This is a genomic window from Streptomyces sp. CB09001, from assembly GCF_003369795.1.
Lineage (GTDB): Bacteria > Actinomycetota > Actinomycetes > Streptomycetales > Streptomycetaceae > Streptomyces.
In genome coordinates, this window is record NZ_CP026730.1 from 3,945,214 (window position 1) to 3,961,733 (window position 16,520).

Genomic DNA, 16,520 nt, shown 5'->3' on the forward strand with positions numbered 1-16,520 from the left:
CCCGAACTGTACGCGGCGCCCCACCGGCCCCCGCAGGGCACTCAGCTGTGCGCGGCCAGGACGCCCGAGGCGAAGGCGGTGTCGCAGACGGGGCGGGCGTACGACTGGGCGCGGGTGGGGCCGTAGACCTTCACCGCGGCGCGGCCCAGGGCGCGGGCGATGGTCGCGCAGTGGTCGGCCAGCGACGGGCGTTCGTTCACCGCCTGCTGGAGGTGGGTCAGCGCGACGCCGGGGTCCTCCTCCTGCAGCTCGGTCAGCAGCCGGTCGCGCAGCACCTCGTGCGGGGCGCGGGCGGCGCGGGCGGAGGAGGCCTTCGGCGAGGTGGCCTCCGACGCGGCGAGCACCGATTCCGAGGGATCCCCGGACCAGTTGACGCGGGTGACCGCGAGAGTCCCGGAGAGCACCAGGACGACGGGCAGGACGAAGGCGAGAGAGCGGCCGATCCGGCGGGCGGGGCCCCGGCCGCGTCGCGTCTGTCGGGTGGTGGAGTGCTTCACGGAGTGCTTCACGCGAGTGAGGGTAGCGCCCGGTAATGATTTGGCGACATTTAGTCACTCTATCGGGGGATGAAGAGTCGGCGTGAACGGGGTAGGAGGTTGACGAACGCCGGTCGAAACGTCCGTTGTGCCGGGGTATTTGTCGACAACGAAAAGAGCCCCGCAGCAGGCCGCGGGGCTCTTTTCGTCAACGCGGGTGAAATCACCCGGTCGCGTGGTTTCTCAGTCGGTGAGGCGCTCGCCCGTGGAGGACGAGAACACGTGCGTCTCGCCCGGACGCGGCACGACGTGGACGGTCGCACCCTTTTCCGGCACCGAGCGGCTGCTGACGCGGACCACGAGGTCCGTGGTCTCGCCGCCGACGTCGACCGTGCCGTAGATGTAGCCGTCGGCGCCGGTCTCCTCCACGACGTTCACCGAGACCGCGAGGCCGGCCGGGGCGTCCGCCGAGTCCTTCGACAGGGTCTTGGCGGCGCCGCCGTTCAGCTCCACCACGTCGAAGTGCTCCGGGCGGACACCGACGGTGACCGTGCGGTCGCCCTTGTCGGAGGCGGCCTTCAGGGCGTCGCGGTTGACCGGGACGACGCTGTTGCCGAACTTCACGCCGCCGTCGGTGATCGGGACCTCGACCAGGTTCATGGCCGGGGAGCCGATGAAGCCGGCGACGAACAGGTTCGCGGGCTTGTCGTACATGTTCCGCGGGGTGTCGACCTGCTGGAGCAGACCGTCCTTGAGGACCGCCACGCGGTCGCCCATCGTCATGGCCTCGACCTGGTCGTGGGTGACGTAGACGGTGGTGATGCCCAGGCGGCGCTGGAGCGAGGCGATCTGCGTACGGGTGGAGACACGGAGCTTGGCGTCCAGGTTGGACAGCGGCTCGTCCATGAGGAACACCTGCGGCTCACGCACGATCGCGCGGCCCATCGCCACTCGCTGGCGCTGACCGCCGGAGAGCGCCTTCGGCTTGCGGTCCAGGTACTCGGTGAGGTCGAGGATCTTCGCGGCCTCCTCGACCTTCTGCCGGATCTCCGCCTTGTTGACGCCCGCGATCTTGAGGGCGAAGCCCATGTTGTCGGCGACCGACATGTGCGGGTACAGCGCGTAGTTCTGGAACACCATGGCGATGTCCCGGTCCTTCGGCGGCAGGTGCGTCACGTCGCGGTCACCGATGCGGATGGCGCCGCCGTTGACGTCCTCGAGCCCCGCGAGCATCCGGAGCGAGGTGGACTTGCCACAACCGGACGGGCCGACCAGGACGAGGAACTCGCCGTCCGCGATGTCGATGTCGAGACCGTCGACGGCGGGCTTCGTGGAACCCGGGTACACACGGGTCGCCTTGTCGAACGTAACAGTGGCCATGATGAAGGGCCCCCTTCTACCGGCAGGAACGTGCCGGACGATCCGTTGTAGGAAGGTGGTGGTGTAGTCCACACGGGTGAAGCTGTGCAGGACGGTACCCGGCGTTCACCTGATCTGTCAGTAGCTGGGAGTCTGTGAATTTCGCCGAAATTTTCGAATCACATCGTTCACCGGCTCTGTGTACAGTGGAGCAGCCTGCGCGCGCCCGGCGCGCGCGTGCCTCCTTAGCTCAGCTGGTCAGAGCGCCGCTCTTGTAAAGCGAAGGTCGTCGGTTCGAATCCGACAGGGGGCTCCGCAACCAGCAGGACGACGCCCCCGCGATCTTGGATCGCGGGGGCGTCGGCGTTGGTCCGGGTGCTACTTGCCTGCCGGCAGGGGTTCCGCCTCGCAGACCGTGCCGGGCTTCGGAAGGGTGCCGCTCAGCAGGTAGGCGTCGACGGCGTTCCGGACGCAGGTGTTGCCGCTGTCGTAGGCGCCGTGGCCCTCGCCCTCGTACGTCAGCTCGATGCCCACCTTCTCGCCGAGGCGCTGCGCCATGCGGGCGGCGCCCTCGTAGGGGGTGGCGGGGTCGCCGGTGTTGCCGACGAGGAGGACCGGGGGCGCACCCGGGGCGCTGACCTCGGGGTGCCGCGCGGCTCCGGGGACCGGCCAGCCGTCGCAGGACAGGGTGCTCCAGGCGAGGCCGGGGCCGAAGAGGGGGGAGGCCTCGATGAAGTCGGCGAGGCGGGACTCCACGTCGGCGACGGTGTAGCGGTTGCTGGAGTCGTCGCAGGTGATGGCCCGGAAGGCGTCGTCCTCGTTGCTCTCGTCGTCGTCCGTCGTGTCGTCGTCCGGGTCGCCGCCCCTGCCGTGCTGGCCGAGGGCTTCGGCGAGGTCGTGCAGGACGTCGCCGTCGTCGTCGGCGGCTGCTTCCAGGCCGACCCGGAGCGCGGGCCAGTAGTCCTGCCGGTAGAGGGCGCCGGTGACGGCTGCGAGGAGGGCGTCGCCGTCGAGTTCGCCGTCGTCCGGGGTGGGCAGGGGGGTGTCGTCCAGGGCCGCTTCGAGGCCGACGACGAGGTCCACGATGTCCTCGGCGTCGTCGCCCAGCGTGCAGCCCTGCCGGGCGCACCAGGCGGCGAAGTGCTCGAAGGCGAGCTGGAAGCCGCCGGCCTGGGCGAGGGCTTCCTCCATCATGTCGTGGGTGGGGTCGACGACACCGTCGAGTACCGCGCGGCCGACGTGCTCGGGGAACAAGTGGGCGTAGACGCCGCCGAGTTCGGTGCCGTAGGAGATGCCGAGGTAGTGGAGCTTCCCGTCGCCGAGGACCTGTCGCATCAGGTCCATGTCCTGGGCGGCCTGGGTGGTGCCGACGTAGGGCAGGACGTCGCCCGAGTTCTTCTCGCAGGCGGCCGCGGTCTCCCGGTTGAAGCGGACGAGGGCGTTGGTCTCGTCGCCCCCGTCGTCGGGGACGTTGTCGATCTCGTCCTCGTCGGGGAGACCGGCGTCCAGGCAGCGCACGGCGCCGCTGTCGCCGACGCCGCGCGGGTCGAAGCTGACGAGGTCGTAGCGGGTGCGGAGCTTCTCGTAGTCGGGGGCGAGGCCGGGGAGGGTGGCGACGCCGGAGCCGCCGGGGCCGCCGAAGTTGAAGAGCAGGGAGCCGATCCGGTCGTCCGGGGTGCCGCTGGAGCGGGCCCGGATCAGTGCGAGGTCCATGGACTCGCCGGAGGGGTTCTTCCAGTCCAACGGCGTGCGCAGGGTGGCGCACTGCCACCGGGTACCGTCGGGGAGCGCCGCGGGTGCCTCGCCGCCGCCCTGGGCGGGGGAGGGGGCGGGGCAGGTCCGCCAGTTCAGGGACTGGTCGCGGAGCTTGGTCAGGGCCTGTGCGTCGGTGGTGCCGCCGGTGCCGCGTTGCCGGTCGCGCTCCTGGTCCGTGGGCGCGCAGGCCGTCAGGGAGGAGGCGAGCAGGGTGGCCGTGGACAGCAGGACGGCGGTGGATATCGCTCGTGCTGTGGGCATGGCCTCAGCCTCCGGTGGCCCGGAGGGGGGCGCATGGTGTGGCGTCCGTTCGGGTGGGCCGCGGCTGTTCGGGGATGGGCGCGGGGCCCCGCCGGTTCCACGACGACGCCTCGTGCCGGGGCCCCGGGTGGTGTGCGGGGCCCCGGGCGGGGTCAGGAGGAGCGGTTGGCGCTGGAGGGACCGAAGAACTCGATCTCCGAGATGGCCACCTGCTTCTTGGCGGATGCCGCGTGGGCGGATTCGATGGTGAAGCGGACCTTGGTGACCTCGCCGACGCGGAACGGGCGTCGCTGGCCGCCGGCGCCCTGGTCCAGGGTGAGGTCGCGGGTCTTGACCGACCCGTCCTTCATGGTGATCGTCGCCGTGATGCGGTGCGGCAGGGCCGACTCCTGCAGCTTGTTGGCGCGGGAGGAGACACCGGGGGTGATGATCACGTCCAGGAGGCGGGTCGGCTCCGTGAAGGTGGCCTCGATCCACTGGCCCTGGCCGGACTCCGTGATGCCCGGCCCCCACCAGGTGTTGCTGAGCTTGTCGATGAGGAGTTCCGGCTGGTGGCCGGGGAAGGAGCGCGAGGCCTTGATGCCGTCCGGTGAGACCGGGGCGCGCTTGGCGAAGTGGTCGCGGGTGTTCTGGACGCCGTCGGGGATGTACATGAAGCCGAGGACGGCCAGGGTGGCCACGACGGCGACGGTGATCCAGGTGCCGATGCGGTCGAAGACACGGCGCAGGCGGGGGCGGTCGCCGGCCCACGGCGTCTCCCGGCGCCGTCCGCCGAAGAGCCGCCGCCACCAGGGGGCGCGCACGCTGGCCTGGTCGCCGCTCGCCACCAGGGGCATGGCGCAGCGGGCGCAGTAGTGACGGTCGGGGCGGTTGGGGGTGGAGCACCACGGGCAGGGCGGGCCGTTGGCGATGTCCGGCTGGTGACCGGGGGCGCGGACCTGCGGCCGGTCCGCGTCGGGGCGGCCGGGCAGCACGGGGGCGACGGCGGGGGGCGCGGCCGGGGCGTGGGCCTCGGGGTCGGCGACGGGGACGAGGAGCGAGCGGGCCCGGTCGGACATGGTGTCGGTGAGCGCGTTCGGTGCGGGCGCGGAGGCGGAGGGGACCGGCGCGGTGGGGGCGGTCCCGTCGGTGCCGTGCGTGGGGGCGGCGGCTGCCCAGGGTGCGCCGTCGGGTTCGGGGGCCGATCCCGCGCGGTTCGCGTCGTGGGCGCCCGGCGTGCCGCCCGTGCCGGGGGTGTCACGCGGGCCTGCCGGGTCGTCGGCCGCCGGGGTGCTCGCGGCGCCTGCCGGGTGGCGCGGCTGCGGCAGGGTCGGGTTGTCCCCGATGGCGCCGGCCGGTTCGTCGGCGGGTGCCGCGGCCGGGCGGCCGGCGCGGGCGGGGGGTACGCCCGCGCCGGCGAAGGCGTCGAAGCCGGGGCGCTGGTCGGACGTGGCGGCGGCGGGCTGCGCGGTGCGGGCGGCACCGGCCTGGTCCCAGCTGAGTACGGCGCCGCACGCGTCGCAGAAGGACTGGCCCGGTTCCGCGGGGGTTCCGCACTCGGCGCAGTTCTGCGTGGTCATCTCTCCGGGGTCCTTTCGGAGGCGGTCACTTCGACCGTGTAGGGCATGTGGGCGGGGCGGGCGGCGGCGACGAGGGCGTCGAGCCGGTGGGTGTCGGCCGGTCGCGGGTCGGGCAGCCGGAGGGCGACGTGCAGGCGCGGGCGGGGTCTGCCGGGGAACGGGCCCAGCGGCCGGGCGTTCCATTCGGCGCCGCCGCTCTCGGTGATCTCCGGTTCGACGCCGAAGGCCAGCCGGACGGCCTCGGACAGGCCCTGCCGGGTGCCGCGTACGCGGTGCAGCCGGGCGGCGGCGGCGACGGCGGCGCGCAGCCGGGCCTCGGGTTCGGTGCCGTCGGTCTCGGCGCCGACCCAGGTGCCGAGCCACTGGGCGAAGTCGGCCGGGGTGAGGGCGGGGTCGAAGTAGGTGTCCAGGCAGTCCAGGACGCTGAGGATGGGCGCGAGGACGTCGTCGAGTCCGCCGACGAAGCGCAGCGCGAGGTCGTCGTCGGCGAAGACGGCCGGGAGCATGGAGCTGATGGGCAACGAGGAGCCGAGTCCGTCGACGGAGCCCCGCCGCGAGGTCGGGGCGGCCGTCACGCGCTGTCCCCGATCACACGGACCCGGTGGTCGTAGGAGAAGACCAGGGCGGGGGCCTGGAGGTCGATGCGGTCGGTGGGGTCGCCGCGCTTGCCGGTGAGCGGGTCGGCGGGGTGCAGCACGACCTCGTCGACGAGTTCGACGCCGGGCACGCGCTGGAGCACGGCGAAGACCTCGCCGGTCTGCACCGGGCGCCCGAAGGGCCAGCCCCTGCCGTCGGCGCCGCCGGTGAGCGGGTCGAGGTGCTGGTAGAGGGCGTCGTGGGCCTGGCGGCGGACGCGGTCGGCGTCGACGCCGCGGAAGGCGTGGACGGTGGCGACGACGGTGACGCCCTGGTAGTAGGGCGGGCCGACGGCGAGGCGGGTGCCGATGAGCCGCCGTTCGTCGAGGTGGCGGGTGATGCGGCCCAGCAGGGCGTCGCCGGGGACGAGTTGCTCGAAGCGGAGGCGTCCGCCGGGGTCGGGGACGGCCTGGGGGACGACGAGGACGCGGACGGCGTGGGCGCCGTATTCGTTCTCCTCGCCCTCCAGGCAGGTGATGCGGGCGGTCTCCGGGGCGGCGCGGCGGGCGAGCTCCTCGTAGTCGCGCAGGGTGACGGCGCGTTCCTGGGCGCGCAGGGTGATCGGGGCGCGCAGCTTCGCCTCCTCGACGGTCTCGCCGTCGACGCCGCCGCGGGCGGCCTCGCGGTTGACGACCTCGGAGACGTACGGGATGGAGGTGCGCAGCACCTGGACGGCGCCGCGGGCCACGTTGCCCGACCTGCCCCCGCCGGTGCGGTAGCGGCGGGCGCGGATGACGGCGCCCTTGGGCGGGACGGTGCCGTACTGGCGCAGGGTGCCGTCGGCCTCGCGGACGGCGGGGCCGAAGGCGATCCCGCCGGTCGCGGCGTCCAGGGTGATGTGGTGGTCGTCGGGGCGGGAGCCGGCGAAGTGCGGGACCACCTGCCAGTCCTGCCAGCCGTCGTCGTCGGCGGTCTGCAGGAGGACCGGCGGGTCGTCGGCGACGACGGGGGCGTGGGCGAGCCGGAGGCGCTGGCCGGGCAGGCCGGTGGACTCGCCGAGGGCCTCGTCGTACACGGTCTCGGCGTGGACGGTGCCGGTGGTGCCGCCGATGGTGTAGGCCTCGGCCGAGCGGATGGTCGGTGACGCGGTGTAGAAGGGCTGGCCGGGCAGGGGTTCGGTGACGCGGCAGCGGATCCAGCCGGCCTCGTGGCCGCCGTTGCGGGACAGCACGTGCCCGCCGGGTACGTGGAGCACGATGTCGCCGGGGCGGTTGAGGCCGCCGGTGCCGTCCCGGTCGACCTCGCAGGGCTGCCAGCCGTCCTCGGTCCAGGCCTCCCAGACCAGCGGAGGCTGGCGGGGGTCGACGCCGACGCCGTCGACGCGGCTGTCGAGTTCCAGGGCGAGCGCGCAGTGCGGGGTGGCGTTGGTGAGGCCGATGAGCATGCAGTCGCCGGGGGCCGGGGCCTCGGCGAAGCACATCAGGTCCTTGCCCTCGGCGAGGTCCGTGGTCCGGTCGGTGACGGCCTTGCCGCTGTGCTGCACCACCAGGCGGCTCAGCTCGCACGGTACGACGGTCAGGTCGCCGACGGTGGTGAACACGACGGCCTCGTCCCGCTCGGTGCGCAGGGTGGCGACCTCGGTGCCGACCGGGACCAGGATGGCGTCCTCCTGCGGCGCGGACAGCCAGAAGGTGACGTCCGTGCGGGCGGCGGACGGCGGGAACAGCGTGATGCCGACCAGGTCGAGGAAGGCGAGGTGGTTCTTCTCCGGGACCCGGTTGAGGCGGTACACGATCTGGTCGGCCATGTGGGCGAGCGTCTCGACGAGGGTGATGCCGGGGTCGGAGACGTTGTGGTCGGTCCACTCCGGCGCGCGCTGCTGGATGTAGCGCTTGGCGTCGTCGACGAACTGCTGGAAGCGGCGGTCGTCGAGGTTGGGGGAGGGCAGGGACATCAGCGATCGCTTTCGGGAGAGCCCGGGAGGCCCGCGGGGCCGGCCGTACCGGCGGGGAGGTCCGGCTCGTCGTGGGAGGGAATGACGTAGAAGGGGAAGACCAGGCTGCGCGGGTTGTTGGTGCCGCGGATGGAGTAGCGCACGTCGATGTAGAGGACGCTCTGGTCGTCGCCGGCGCTGACGTCGACCTCGTGGACCTCGATGCGCGGCTCCCAGCGGTCCAGGCTGGTGTACACCTCGTGCTGGATGCGGCCGGCGGTCTGCTCGTTGACCGGGGCGAAGACCATGTCGTGGATGGCGCAGCCGAACTCGGGGCGCATCGGCCGTTCGCCCGGGGCGGTGGCCAGGACCAGGTGCATGGCCTCCTCGATCTCCTGCTCGCCGCTGACGAGGGCGATGCCGCCGGTGGGCCCGATGCGCAGGGGGAACGACCAGCCGGAGCCGACGAACTGTTCGGCCATCAGAGGGCCACCTGCCTTCCTCGGGGACGGTTCATGACGCGCCTGGTGTCGGGGGGATGACGAACTTGAACGACGGGGCCAGCACCGAGAAGCTCGCTCCCACGACCCTCGTCATGGCGGAGTTGAGCAGCAGGTTGCTGCCACCGGTGATGGCCGTGGCGACCGGGCTGTTCACGGTCACGGAGCCGGTGCCCGTCAGGTTCAGGGCGGCTCCCGCGTTCACCCCGATCTGGCCCGGGCTGCGCATGTTGATCAGGCTTCCGCCCTGGAGGGTGAGCGGGCCGCCGCTCTTGATGGTCAGGGAGCGCCCGGCGCTGAGCGAGAGGTTGCCGCCCGCCTCCACCGACACCGAACGGCTGCCGGTGATGCTGACCGAGCCCTTGCTGTCGACGGTGATCTCGGTCTTGGTGCGGTCGAGGTTGATGGTGAGCCGGTCGTTGCCGCTGGCGATCCGCACGCCCTGTTTGCGCCCGCCGGTCCGCTGGCTGAGCAGGTCGACCCGGTTGCCCTGGCGGTCGGACAGGGTGTGCCGGGCCGCCTTCTTCTTCAGGCCGTCGTGCAGGGGCACGTCGCTCTTGGTCGGCACGTCCCGGCCGTTGTAGAGGCCGCCGATCACGAACGGGTGGTCCAGTGCCCCCCGGTCGAAGGCGACCAGCACCTCGTCGCCGACGTCCATGGGGAAGACGCCGCCCCCCGCCACGCCGCCCATCTGGACACTGCGCGCCCAGTCGCTGACGTAGGTGTTGTCGAGCCACGGGAACTGCAGCTTGACCCTGCCCTGCTTGAGGGGGTCCTGTACGTCGGTGACGATGGCGTTGGCGACGCTGGGCAGCCGGGCCGCGCTCGCGGGGTCCGCGCCGCCGCCACCGCTGGAGGCCAGCCCGTACAGGGACCGCCACTGGCGTCCGCTGACCGTGAGCCAGGACCGGTAGCCCTCGCTGTCGCCGAAGTGGTGGCGCACCGAGGTGACGGTGTACTTGCCCTCGAAGGGCTTGCCGACGTCGGCGAGGGCCACGGGCACACCCGGCCGCAGGTCGGGGCTGCCCTTCACCGCGATCTCCAGCTCGGCGAAGGAGGACGTGACGTCGGCGGCGAGCGCGTTCGCGGCGTGCCGGACCTCGTCCTGCCGGTCGTAGGGGTTGGCGGTCTCGACGAGTTTGGCGGTCTTGAACTTGCCGGCGGCCTCGCCGGGCGTGCGGCCGATGCTGATGCCCGGATCGGTCTTGGCGGGCGCGGTCTCGACGATCTTCTTCTTGGTGGTGACGTTCCAGCCCCGCGACTCGACCTCGCCGACCTGGTCGGCGGCGGTCACCGCGGCCCGCAGCCGCGTGATGTCGTGGCGGGCCTGGAGGACGAAGGCGCTGTCGTCGCCGTCCGTGTTCGGCGAGGGTGCGCCGGCGGCCGGGTTCGGCTTGACGAAGCGGAACTTCCCCTTGGCGTCGACGGACATCACCATGTTGTTCTCGTCGGCGAGCCGGGCCAGGAAGTCCCAGTCGGTGACGTTGGACTGGCTGATGAAGCCGTAGGCGCCCTTCGTCGGCTGGATCCGGCCGATGGACACGCCGTCCATCGCGGCGAGTTTGCGGGCGATGTCGGAGGCCTTCTGGTTCCGGTAGGCGGCCACCCGGCGCTGGCGCATCATGCGGTGCCCGAAGTCGTAGCCGCGGATCACGGTGTAGCTGCCGGTGCCGTCGAAGTCGGCCTCCATGGCGGTCACTTCACCGGTCAGCAGCGGTTTGCCGACGCCCTGGCCGTCGGCTATCGGGGTGATGACCACCCGGGTGCCGAAGTTCACGCCCAGGGTGTCCAGGACCAGGCGCTTGGGGTCGCGGAAGGTGAGGCGGAAGGCCGCGGGCACGCCGACGCCCTGGTCCACCCAGCCCTCGACGAGCATCACGGCGATGTCGTCGGGCAGCTCCGCGGCGCCGATCCGTACCTTGACGATGCTGGAGAACGCGGGACGCACCATCAGTGCGGCACCTCCTCGGCGGCGGGCAGCATGAGTTCGCTGCCGGTCGCCAGGCGGGACGGGTCGTCGATGCCGTTGGCCTCGGCGATCGCCCGCCAGGAGTTGGCGCTGCCGTACTCGCGCCAGGCCAGCGACTGGAGCGAGTCTCCCGCGACGACGCGGTGCACGCGCTGTGCGGTGAGTGCGCCGGAGGTCGGGTTCTGCCCCTTGGTCGGCCCCGGGATCTCGACCAGCGACACCTGGCAGGTGGCGCGGATGGGGACGCCGGTGGTGCTGAAGAGGGTGTACGACGCCTCGACGGACGCCACGTACGAGGTGAACCGGGCCGTGGAGAACGATCCCCACTCGAAGACCACCCAGGGCGGGGAGGGCTGGTCGGCGGAGAGGCTCTGGGCGGTCACCTCGCAGCAGTCCAGCAGCGACTCCACCTTCTTCAGCACGGTGTTGGCGCCGGGCTTCATGGAGGTGTCCAGGAAGATCTCCAGGGTCATCTCCCGCGGCTCGGCCCCCAGGAACTCCGGCTTCGCCGCCTTCCGCACGGCCGCCACCGGGGTGGCGTTCCACTGGGCCCGCCGGGTCAGGGTCAGCTGGGCCGGGTTGAACTCGAAGCCGAAGGTGCGCATCAGCGCGCCGGGAGTGGTGGACTTCCCGGTGGGCGGCTCGTGGATGGCGAGGTTGGCGCGTACGAGGCTCTTGCCGGCGCCCTTGCTGCTCTTGGCCATGGGTCTTTCTCTCTCCTCTGGGGCGCCGTCAGTCCGTGAACCCGTGGTGGGCTATCTCCAGGACCTCGTTGGCCACCGACAGGTTGCCGGGGTCGAGGCTGGGGCCCTGCCAGCTGACGGGCAGGACGTCGATCAGTCCCCAGCGGGCGACCAGCGACCCGTCCGCGCGCAGGGCGGAGATCTGCGCGGTGGGCCGCTTGATGCCGGTCTGCACGGACGAGATCCACTTGGCGACCTTCGCCGTGTCCGGGGTGAGGGGGCGGGTCAGCCGGATGTTGGAGAAGGTGACGCGGGTGGGCAGTTGCCACACGAAGCCGTTGTTGCCGCCCTCCTGGCGCTGTTCCACCTCCACCTGGGTCGACAGGCCCTCGCACCCGTTGAAGTAGCCGAGGCTCTCGCCGTCGATGGCGAGGCTGAACCAGATGGAGGAGCCCGGGTCCTGGCGGGTCATCGGGGCCGGCCTTTCTGTCGGTGGAGGGGAACGGTGGCGGGCGGGTCTGTCCGGTCTGTTCGACCTGGTCGGTCCGTCCGGTCAGCGGGGGTCGCGCAGTCTGCCGATCCGTTCGCGGTCCATGCGCAGTTCGGCGCGGACGTGACGGGTGACGCGGTCGATGATCCGGTGCACCAGTTCGTCCAGCTGGAACTCGGTGAGCTTGCGCGGGTCGAACTCGCCGTCAGGGACCGCGGTGTACGCGGGCGGCTCCTCGCCCTGGGCCGGGCCGCCCGGCGGGGAGGCGCTGTACGGCGGTGGCGGCCCGCTCGGGCCCTGCTGCGACGAGTGCGACGAGTGCGACGAGTGCGATGAGTGGGACGAGTGGGACGACGACGAGGTCTGCAAGCGTGTGAAGACGTCGGCGACGGCGGCCGCGGCGTGGGAGGCCAGGGCGCCGGTGGTACGGCCGGCCCGGCTGCTGCGGCCGAACGCGCGCTGGACCGGGAGCGCGTCCGTGCCGCCGGACGCGGTGGGCGCGGCCGGGGCGGAGTCCCCGGCGGGCGGTGCGGGCGTCGCCTCCGTGCCGACGGGGAGGGCCTGGCGGGGCGCCGGTGCCGAGGGTGGCGCGAGGGGGGCCACCGGGAGCGGCGCCGCGGGGGCGCCGGAGCCGGGGGGAGCGGGCCGGCGCAGCGGTACCGCCTTGGCCGGGGCCCGCTGGACGGTCGGGGCGGTGCGCGTGGTGGCCTGGGCGCGCTGGACGGGGGGAGCCGTCGGGGCGCCGCCGGAGGCGGGGAAGGGCGGTGGAGTGAGGGCGGCGAAGGGTGCGTTCATGGGCGTGGTCATCGGCGTGGTCCGGTGCGGGGCCGTCGGGGAGGACACCGGGAGAGGTGAGGGGGCGTCCGAGGGCGGGGGCGAGGCCATGAAGGGGGGCGTGGCCGCGAAGGGCGGTGTCGCCGTGCTCGCCGCGGTCGGGGCGCCCGGTGCGACGGCTCGCTGCACGGGCGCAGTCGTACCGGGCCCGGTGGCCGACGAGGTGGTGGAGACCGGGGGCAGGGGAGTCACGGGCGGGACGGAGTGGCGCGCGGGCCGCGCGGACGGTGGCGTCGGAGCGGCGGCGGCAGCGGGAGGTACGGCCGGGCGCACGGCGTCGGCCGGTCCGGACGAGGTGGGGGCGCCGAGTCCGGGCCGGCGTGCCGCGGCACTGCGCTGCACGGGGTGGGCCGGAGCGCCTGGCGGCGGGCTGGTCGCCGGTCGGCCCGTCCCCGGCGGGGAGAGCGGCACGGCCGGGCTCGGTCCGGGGGTGGTCCGGGCCGGGACGACGGGGCTCTTGGCCGACCGCTGCACGGTGGGTGCCGCGGGTGCCTCGTGGTGCGGTCCGGGCACCGGGCCGGTGGCGGACCCGCCGGCTACGTCGGCCGACCGGTTCGCGGCGCGCTGGACCGGGGCCGTCGGACCGGCGGCCTCGGAGGGGCGGTGGGCCGACGGGGAGTGCGTGGGACCGGAGGACGGTGAGGCGGGTGTCGCCTGGCGTTGGACCGGGGGCAGCGCACCGGCCGGGGCGCCGGACCGGTCGGGCGCGCCCGTGCCGGGGGTCGCCGAGGGGCGGTTCGCCGACCGGGAGGGTGCCGCTTCGCCGCCGGGAGCCGGGGGCGGGGTCACACGGGCCACCGCCCGCTGAACCGGCGCGGGCGAGGCGCCCTGGGCCGGGGCGGCGGCCGGTGTGTCCGCTCCGGACGCGGTCGCCGACGGGGCGGTCGAGGACGCGCCCGCCGCACGCGTCGGCGAGGGTGCGGGCCTGGGCGCAGGCGCCGAGGGCGACGACGCCCGGCCGGTGTCGGAGGCGGGGGCAGCGCGGCGGGCTGCCGCTCGCTGCACCGGGAGGCCGGGACCGACGCCGTCGGCGGCCGGGGCGGCCGTTCCGCCGGGGGCCGACGGGGAGACGGGGGAGACGCGAGGGCGAGGGGCGGCTGCGGAAGTGTCCTCGGACCCGGAGGTGGACCCGGCCCCGGACGCGGCCCCGGATGTGGATGTGGATGTGGCCCCGGAGTCGGCCCCGGACGCGGAGCTGGTCCTCGACTCGGAGGTGGCCCCCGATCCTGGAGCGGTCCCGGACGTGGCCCTGGACGCGGACCCGGAGCCGGAAGGAGCCCCGGATGCGGACCCGGAAGCACCCCCGGACGTGGCCCCCGACCCGGCGCCGAACTCGGCTCGCTGGACCGGGAGTTCGCCCGTCGCGCCGCCCGTCGGGGCACTGGGCGCGGGGCCGGAGCGCGGCACGGATCGCTGTACGGGAGAGGGGGCGCCGGACGTCGTGTCGTTGCCGGAGCGGGGAAGAGCGGGCCCCAGTCCGGCCCTGGGGCGTCGCGGCGCCGCCCGCTGGACGGGCGGGCCCGGCGTCGTCGGCCGGTGTTCAGCGGCAGGTGTGGAGGAAGTACGGGCGGTGGGCGCGGGGCCGGACGACGGGCCGGCGGCGCCCTGTGCGGGCGTGCCGCCGCCGGGCTCACGCGCGTCTCGTTGCACCGGCGCGGCGGGCGACGACGTGCCGCGCTCCGCCGCGGACGCGGGTGGCGTGGCAGGGCCGGACTCGCGCGCCGCTCGCTGCACCGGCGCCCCGGCGTCGCGGGCCGGTGTGGAGGCGGGCCGCACCGGGCCGCTGCCGGACTCGCGGGCCGCTCGCTGCACCGGCGAACCGGACGACGGCGTACCGGACGACGGCGTACCGGATGACGTACCGCCGTCCCCTACGGGTGTCGTGTCGCCGCCGGACCGGGGCTCGGCCCGGCGCACCGGGATGTCGGAGGGCGGCCGGGTGCCGGAGTCGGCGCCCGGCGCCGGGCTGTTCGCGCCCGGTGCCGCCGCGGTCCGGGCGGATGCCGCACGCTGTACGGGAGGGCCGGCCGGGGCCGGGGAGCCCGCCGGCGGGGGCTGTTGCCGAGGGACGGCGGCGCGCTGCACCGGGGCGCCGGGGCCCGCTCGGTCGCCGTCCGTCGACGAGGGTGCCGTCCCGGAGGACGCCGGCGGGGTGTCGGTGGTCCGGCGGCTCGCGGGCAGGGACCGGCGCTGCACGGCCGACGCCCCGGACGGAGCCTTCGTCAGAGCCTGCCGCGGGCGGGGCGCGGCGGGCGGTACCGGCGTCACCCGCACTCCGCGCGCGGACTGGGCCGGTGTGCTCGCTGCCGTCGCCGCCGGTGCGGACGGTGCCGGTGCCGATCCGGCGGCACGCGCCGCCCGCTGGACCGGCGGCGTGGCGGTGGACGCCGTGGACGGCGTCGGCCGGGGAGCCGACGCGCGCGACGCGCCGCCCCGCCTGCCCGGCGTGGCGCCCGCTGCGGACGTCCGCGTCGCCGGGACAGGAGCCGCCGCGGGTGCGCCGGGCGCGGCGGCGTCCGCCGGTATCGCGCGCAGGGGCGCGACCGGCATCCGCTGCACCGGCGGTGTGCCGTGCGGGGGAGCCAGGGGCGTGGACGTGGTCTGACGGGCCGGTGTGCCGAAGGCGCCCGACAGCAGGCTGTCGCCGGACGCCGGGTTCAGCACCGCGGGAGACGGCGCGCTCGTGAACGACGGGTTCTGCCACGTCGGAAGGCGGCCGCCGAAACCGGCGTCCGCCACCCCCGTACGCGCCGCACCCGTGGCCCGCTGGATCGGCGGCAGGCCGGTCCAGGCGGCGACGGCCAAGGGCGCGGGACCGGTCGCGGGGCCGGCCGTGGGTGCCGTGCTCCCGCCCCGGTCCGAGTCCGAGTCCGAGGCCGGAGCCGGAGTCGGGTCGGGGGACGGGCCGGAGTACGAGGACACCTCGCCCCCGGTCCCGTCGTTGCCGTCCCGACGGCCCCGCAGCCGGTCCAGGAATCCCACCGATCAGCCCTCCGCCGTGCCACGCGTCACGAGGGACGCGATCTGGTCCGTGTACCGGCGGCGGTCCTGGTGTTCCAGGTCCAGGATCGCCTCCAGGCTCCAGTGGAAGTGGTAGGCGACGTACGCGATCTCCTCGTGCAGCCGGTCGGTCGCGTACGTCACGATTCCCCCAGGCGGCTCCCGCCGAGTTCCACCTCGAAGGCCTCCGAGCAGTGCGGGCAGGCGACGGCCGCGCGGGTGTGCCCCTCCGCGTTGATCTGGCGGTAGAAGTCCTGGAGGAACGCCAGGTCGGAGGCGAACATGTTCTCCACGATGCCGTCGTGCACCATCGACAGCGTGCCCAGCCGGGTGATGACCCGGCCGAGCAGCACCACCGACAGATACGCCGGGTTCTCCTGCACCCGAACGTCGCGCAGCGGGATCAGCTCGTCCCGTGCCGTCGACAGGCGCATCACACCGTCCTTGTGGACCGTGCCCGAGTCGTCGACGTACCCGCGCGGCAGCTCGAAGGGGAACTCGGTCCGCAACTCCTGCCGCGGAGCCGCTTCGACCGGGGGTCCGGCCGGAGGGCCGGCCGGCGGACCGGCCGGCGCCTCCGCCGGCGCGGCGGCCGGAGCCGAACGGGGGAAGTCCGCTCCCGCCGCCGCGGTCTGGGGTGCCGCGGCAGCTGCCTTGGCAGGCGTTCGCCGCATTACTCGATGACCAGTTCTTCGAACACGATGGTGACGGTCTCGGTCAGCGCGGCGGCCTCACCGGCCTTCACCGGGCTCATGTCGATCTTGCTGCACCAGGCGTTGCGCAGGTTGTACCGCTTGACCGGGTTGTCCTCGTAGTCCATCACGATGATCGAGGCGTTCTTGCGGGCGGCGGACATACGACCCTCGAGCGAGTCGTTGATCCACTGGGTGAACGAGCTCGACTGGGTCATACCCCGGACGACGGTGCACTGCCCGTCCTTCGCGGAGCCCGGCATCACGGCGATCTCGGTCTTGCCGGTCGCGCCGTTGTTCTGCGGGTACTTGATGACGTCCTGCTCGAGGGTGATGCCGTTGACCTCGGAGAGGTACTCGATCATCACACCGTCGATCTGCAGACCGAAATTGTGTGAAGTAAGGGAGTCACCCGGGTTCAGACTCATGTGTT

16 protein-coding genes and 1 tRNA gene are annotated in these 16,520 nt (G+C 73.8%); 3 read left to right on the forward strand and 14 right to left on the reverse strand.

Going from position 1 to position 16,520, the window contains the following annotated elements; all coding sequences use genetic code 11:
- Positions 1–41: 41 nt before the first annotated feature.
- Together C4J65_RS18345 and msiK are read right to left on the reverse strand one after the other, a co-directional pair.
- Positions 42–497, reverse strand: coding sequence for a hypothetical protein (locus tag C4J65_RS18345; protein WP_115746510.1), 456 nt, complete (start codon positions 495–497; stop codon positions 42–44).
- A gap of 222 nt (positions 498–719) precedes the next feature.
- Positions 720–1,856 (reverse strand): diacetylchitobiose ABC transporter ATP-binding protein MsiK, encoded by a 1,137-nt coding sequence (msiK, locus tag C4J65_RS18350; RefSeq protein ID WP_115743374.1) that lies wholly within the window; start codon positions 1,854–1,856, stop codon positions 720–722.
- A 218-nt stretch (positions 1,857–2,074) separates the two neighbouring features.
- Here msiK and C4J65_RS18355 point away from each other — a divergent pair.
- Positions 2,075–2,148 (forward strand) — tRNA-Thr (locus tag C4J65_RS18355).
- A 65-nt stretch (positions 2,149–2,213) separates the two neighbouring features.
- Here the strand turns inward: C4J65_RS18355 and C4J65_RS18360 are convergent.
- The 9 genes from C4J65_RS18360 to C4J65_RS18400 form a co-directional block, all read right to left on the reverse strand.
- Positions 2,214–3,851: an alpha/beta hydrolase gene (locus C4J65_RS18360; RefSeq protein ID WP_115743375.1), complete on the reverse strand. Its 1,638-nt coding sequence runs from the start codon at positions 3,849–3,851 to the stop codon at positions 2,214–2,216.
- Between the two features lie 152 nt (positions 3,852–4,003).
- Positions 4,004–5,410 (reverse strand): zinc ribbon domain-containing protein, encoded by a 1,407-nt coding sequence (locus C4J65_RS18365; protein ID WP_115743376.1) that lies wholly within the window; start codon positions 5,408–5,410, stop codon positions 4,004–4,006.
- Entirely contained in the window at positions 5,407–5,916 is a 510-nt protein-coding gene (locus C4J65_RS18370; RefSeq protein WP_162833597.1) for a phage tail protein, read from the reverse strand. The genes C4J65_RS18365 and C4J65_RS18370 overlap by 4 nt, the downstream gene beginning before the upstream one ends.
- Positions 5,917–5,981: 65 nt before the next feature.
- Positions 5,982–7,940 carry a putative baseplate assembly protein gene (locus tag C4J65_RS18375; protein WP_115743378.1) on the reverse strand — a complete coding sequence of 653 codons (1,959 nt, stop codon included), beginning with the start codon at positions 7,938–7,940 and terminating at the stop codon, positions 5,982–5,984.
- Positions 7,940–8,401 carry a GPW/gp25 family protein gene (locus tag C4J65_RS18380; protein WP_115743379.1) on the reverse strand — a complete coding sequence of 154 codons (462 nt, stop codon included), beginning with the start codon at positions 8,399–8,401 and terminating at the stop codon, positions 7,940–7,942. The genes C4J65_RS18375 and C4J65_RS18380 overlap by 1 nt, the downstream gene beginning before the upstream one ends.
- Positions 8,402–8,432: 31 nt before the next feature.
- Positions 8,433–10,370, reverse strand: coding sequence for a VgrG-related protein (locus C4J65_RS18385; protein ID WP_115743380.1), 1,938 nt, complete (start codon positions 10,368–10,370; stop codon positions 8,433–8,435).
- Positions 10,370–11,092 carry a LysM peptidoglycan-binding domain-containing protein gene (locus C4J65_RS18390; RefSeq protein ID WP_115743381.1) on the reverse strand — a complete coding sequence of 241 codons (723 nt, stop codon included), beginning with the start codon at positions 11,090–11,092 and terminating at the stop codon, positions 10,370–10,372. The genes C4J65_RS18385 and C4J65_RS18390 overlap by 1 nt, the downstream gene beginning before the upstream one ends.
- 28 nt (positions 11,093–11,120) lie before the next feature.
- Complete coding sequence (locus C4J65_RS18395) at positions 11,121–11,543, reverse strand: phage tail protein (protein WP_102927666.1); 423 nt, start codon at positions 11,541–11,543, stop codon at positions 11,121–11,123.
- A gap of 81 nt (positions 11,544–11,624) precedes the next feature.
- A complete protein-coding gene (locus C4J65_RS18400; RefSeq protein WP_240330453.1) occupies positions 11,625–12,356 on the reverse strand; it encodes a hypothetical protein in 732 nt (243 codons plus the stop codon).
- On the opposite strand from C4J65_RS18400, the gene C4J65_RS36700 reads away from it, so the two are divergent.
- On the forward strand, positions 12,355–13,203 hold the full coding sequence (locus C4J65_RS36700; protein ID WP_240330454.1) for a hypothetical protein: 849 nt from the start codon (positions 12,355–12,357) through the stop codon (positions 13,201–13,203). The two genes, C4J65_RS18400 and C4J65_RS36700, sit on opposite strands and share 2 nt — an antisense overlap.
- Before the next feature lie 297 nt (positions 13,204–13,500).
- Positions 13,501–15,000, forward strand: coding sequence for a hypothetical protein (locus tag C4J65_RS37060; RefSeq protein ID WP_162833237.1), 1,500 nt, complete (start codon positions 13,501–13,503; stop codon positions 14,998–15,000).
- A gap of 380 nt (positions 15,001–15,380) precedes the next feature.
- On the opposite strand, the gene C4J65_RS36365 is transcribed toward C4J65_RS37060, so the two are convergent.
- Genes C4J65_RS36365 through C4J65_RS18415 form a run of 3 tightly spaced genes read right to left on the reverse strand, consistent with a single transcriptional unit; the run spans position 15,381 to position 16,515 of the window.
- A complete protein-coding gene (locus tag C4J65_RS36365) occupies positions 15,381–15,539 on the reverse strand; it encodes a DUF6760 family protein (RefSeq protein ID WP_007450918.1) in 159 nt (52 codons plus the stop codon).
- Positions 15,536–16,069 carry a hypothetical protein gene (locus C4J65_RS18410; RefSeq protein WP_115743383.1) on the reverse strand — a complete coding sequence of 178 codons (534 nt, stop codon included), beginning with the start codon at positions 16,067–16,069 and terminating at the stop codon, positions 15,536–15,538. Before C4J65_RS18410 ends, C4J65_RS36365 begins: the two co-directional genes overlap by 4 nt.
- On the reverse strand, positions 16,069–16,515 hold the full coding sequence (locus C4J65_RS18415) for a phage tail protein (protein ID WP_115743384.1): 447 nt from the start codon (positions 16,513–16,515) through the stop codon (positions 16,069–16,071). The genes C4J65_RS18410 and C4J65_RS18415 overlap by 1 nt, the downstream gene beginning before the upstream one ends.
- Positions 16,516–16,520 lie beyond the last annotated feature (5 nt).

What these genes read in the sequence shown, in the direction of transcription:
- msiK (WP_115743374.1), bottom strand. Translation starts at nt 1,856, where the DNA reads ATGGCCACTGTTACGTTCGACAAGGCGACCCGTGTGTACCCGGGTTCC.
- C4J65_RS18360 (WP_115743375.1), bottom strand. Translation starts at nt 3,851, where the DNA reads ATGCCCACAGCACGAGCGATATCCACCGCCGTCCTGCTGTCCACGGCC.
- C4J65_RS18365 (WP_115743376.1), bottom strand. Translation starts at nt 5,410, where the DNA reads ATGACCACGCAGAACTGCGCCGAGTGCGGAACCCCCGCGGAACCGGGC.
- C4J65_RS18370 (WP_162833597.1), bottom strand. Translation starts at nt 5,916, where the DNA reads ATGCTCCCGGCCGTCTTCGCCGACGACGACCTCGCGCTGCGCTTCGTC.
- C4J65_RS18375 (WP_115743378.1), bottom strand. Translation starts at nt 7,940, where the DNA reads ATGTCCCTGCCCTCCCCCAACCTCGACGACCGCCGCTTCCAGCAGTTC.
- C4J65_RS18380 (WP_115743379.1), bottom strand. Translation starts at nt 8,401, where the DNA reads ATGGCCGAACAGTTCGTCGGCTCCGGCTGGTCGTTCCCCCTGCGCATC.
- C4J65_RS18385 (WP_115743380.1), bottom strand. Translation starts at nt 10,370, where the DNA reads ATGGTGCGTCCCGCGTTCTCCAGCATCGTCAAGGTACGGATCGGCGCC.
- C4J65_RS18390 (WP_115743381.1), bottom strand. Translation starts at nt 11,092, where the DNA reads ATGGCCAAGAGCAGCAAGGGCGCCGGCAAGAGCCTCGTACGCGCCAAC.
- C4J65_RS18395 (WP_102927666.1), bottom strand. Translation starts at nt 11,543, where the DNA reads ATGACCCGCCAGGACCCGGGCTCCTCCATCTGGTTCAGCCTCGCCATC.
- C4J65_RS36700 (WP_240330454.1), top strand. Translation starts at nt 12,355, where the DNA reads ATGGGCGTGGTCATCGGCGTGGTCCGGTGCGGGGCCGTCGGGGAGGAC.
- C4J65_RS18400 (WP_240330453.1), bottom strand. Translation starts at nt 12,356, where the DNA reads ATGAACGCACCCTTCGCCGCCCTCACTCCACCGCCCTTCCCCGCCTCC.
- C4J65_RS18410 (WP_115743383.1), bottom strand. Translation starts at nt 16,069, where the DNA reads ATGCGGCGAACGCCTGCCAAGGCAGCTGCCGCGGCACCCCAGACCGCG.
- C4J65_RS18415 (WP_115743384.1), bottom strand. Translation starts at nt 16,515, where the DNA reads ATGAGTCTGAACCCGGGTGACTCCCTTACTTCACACAATTTCGGTCTG.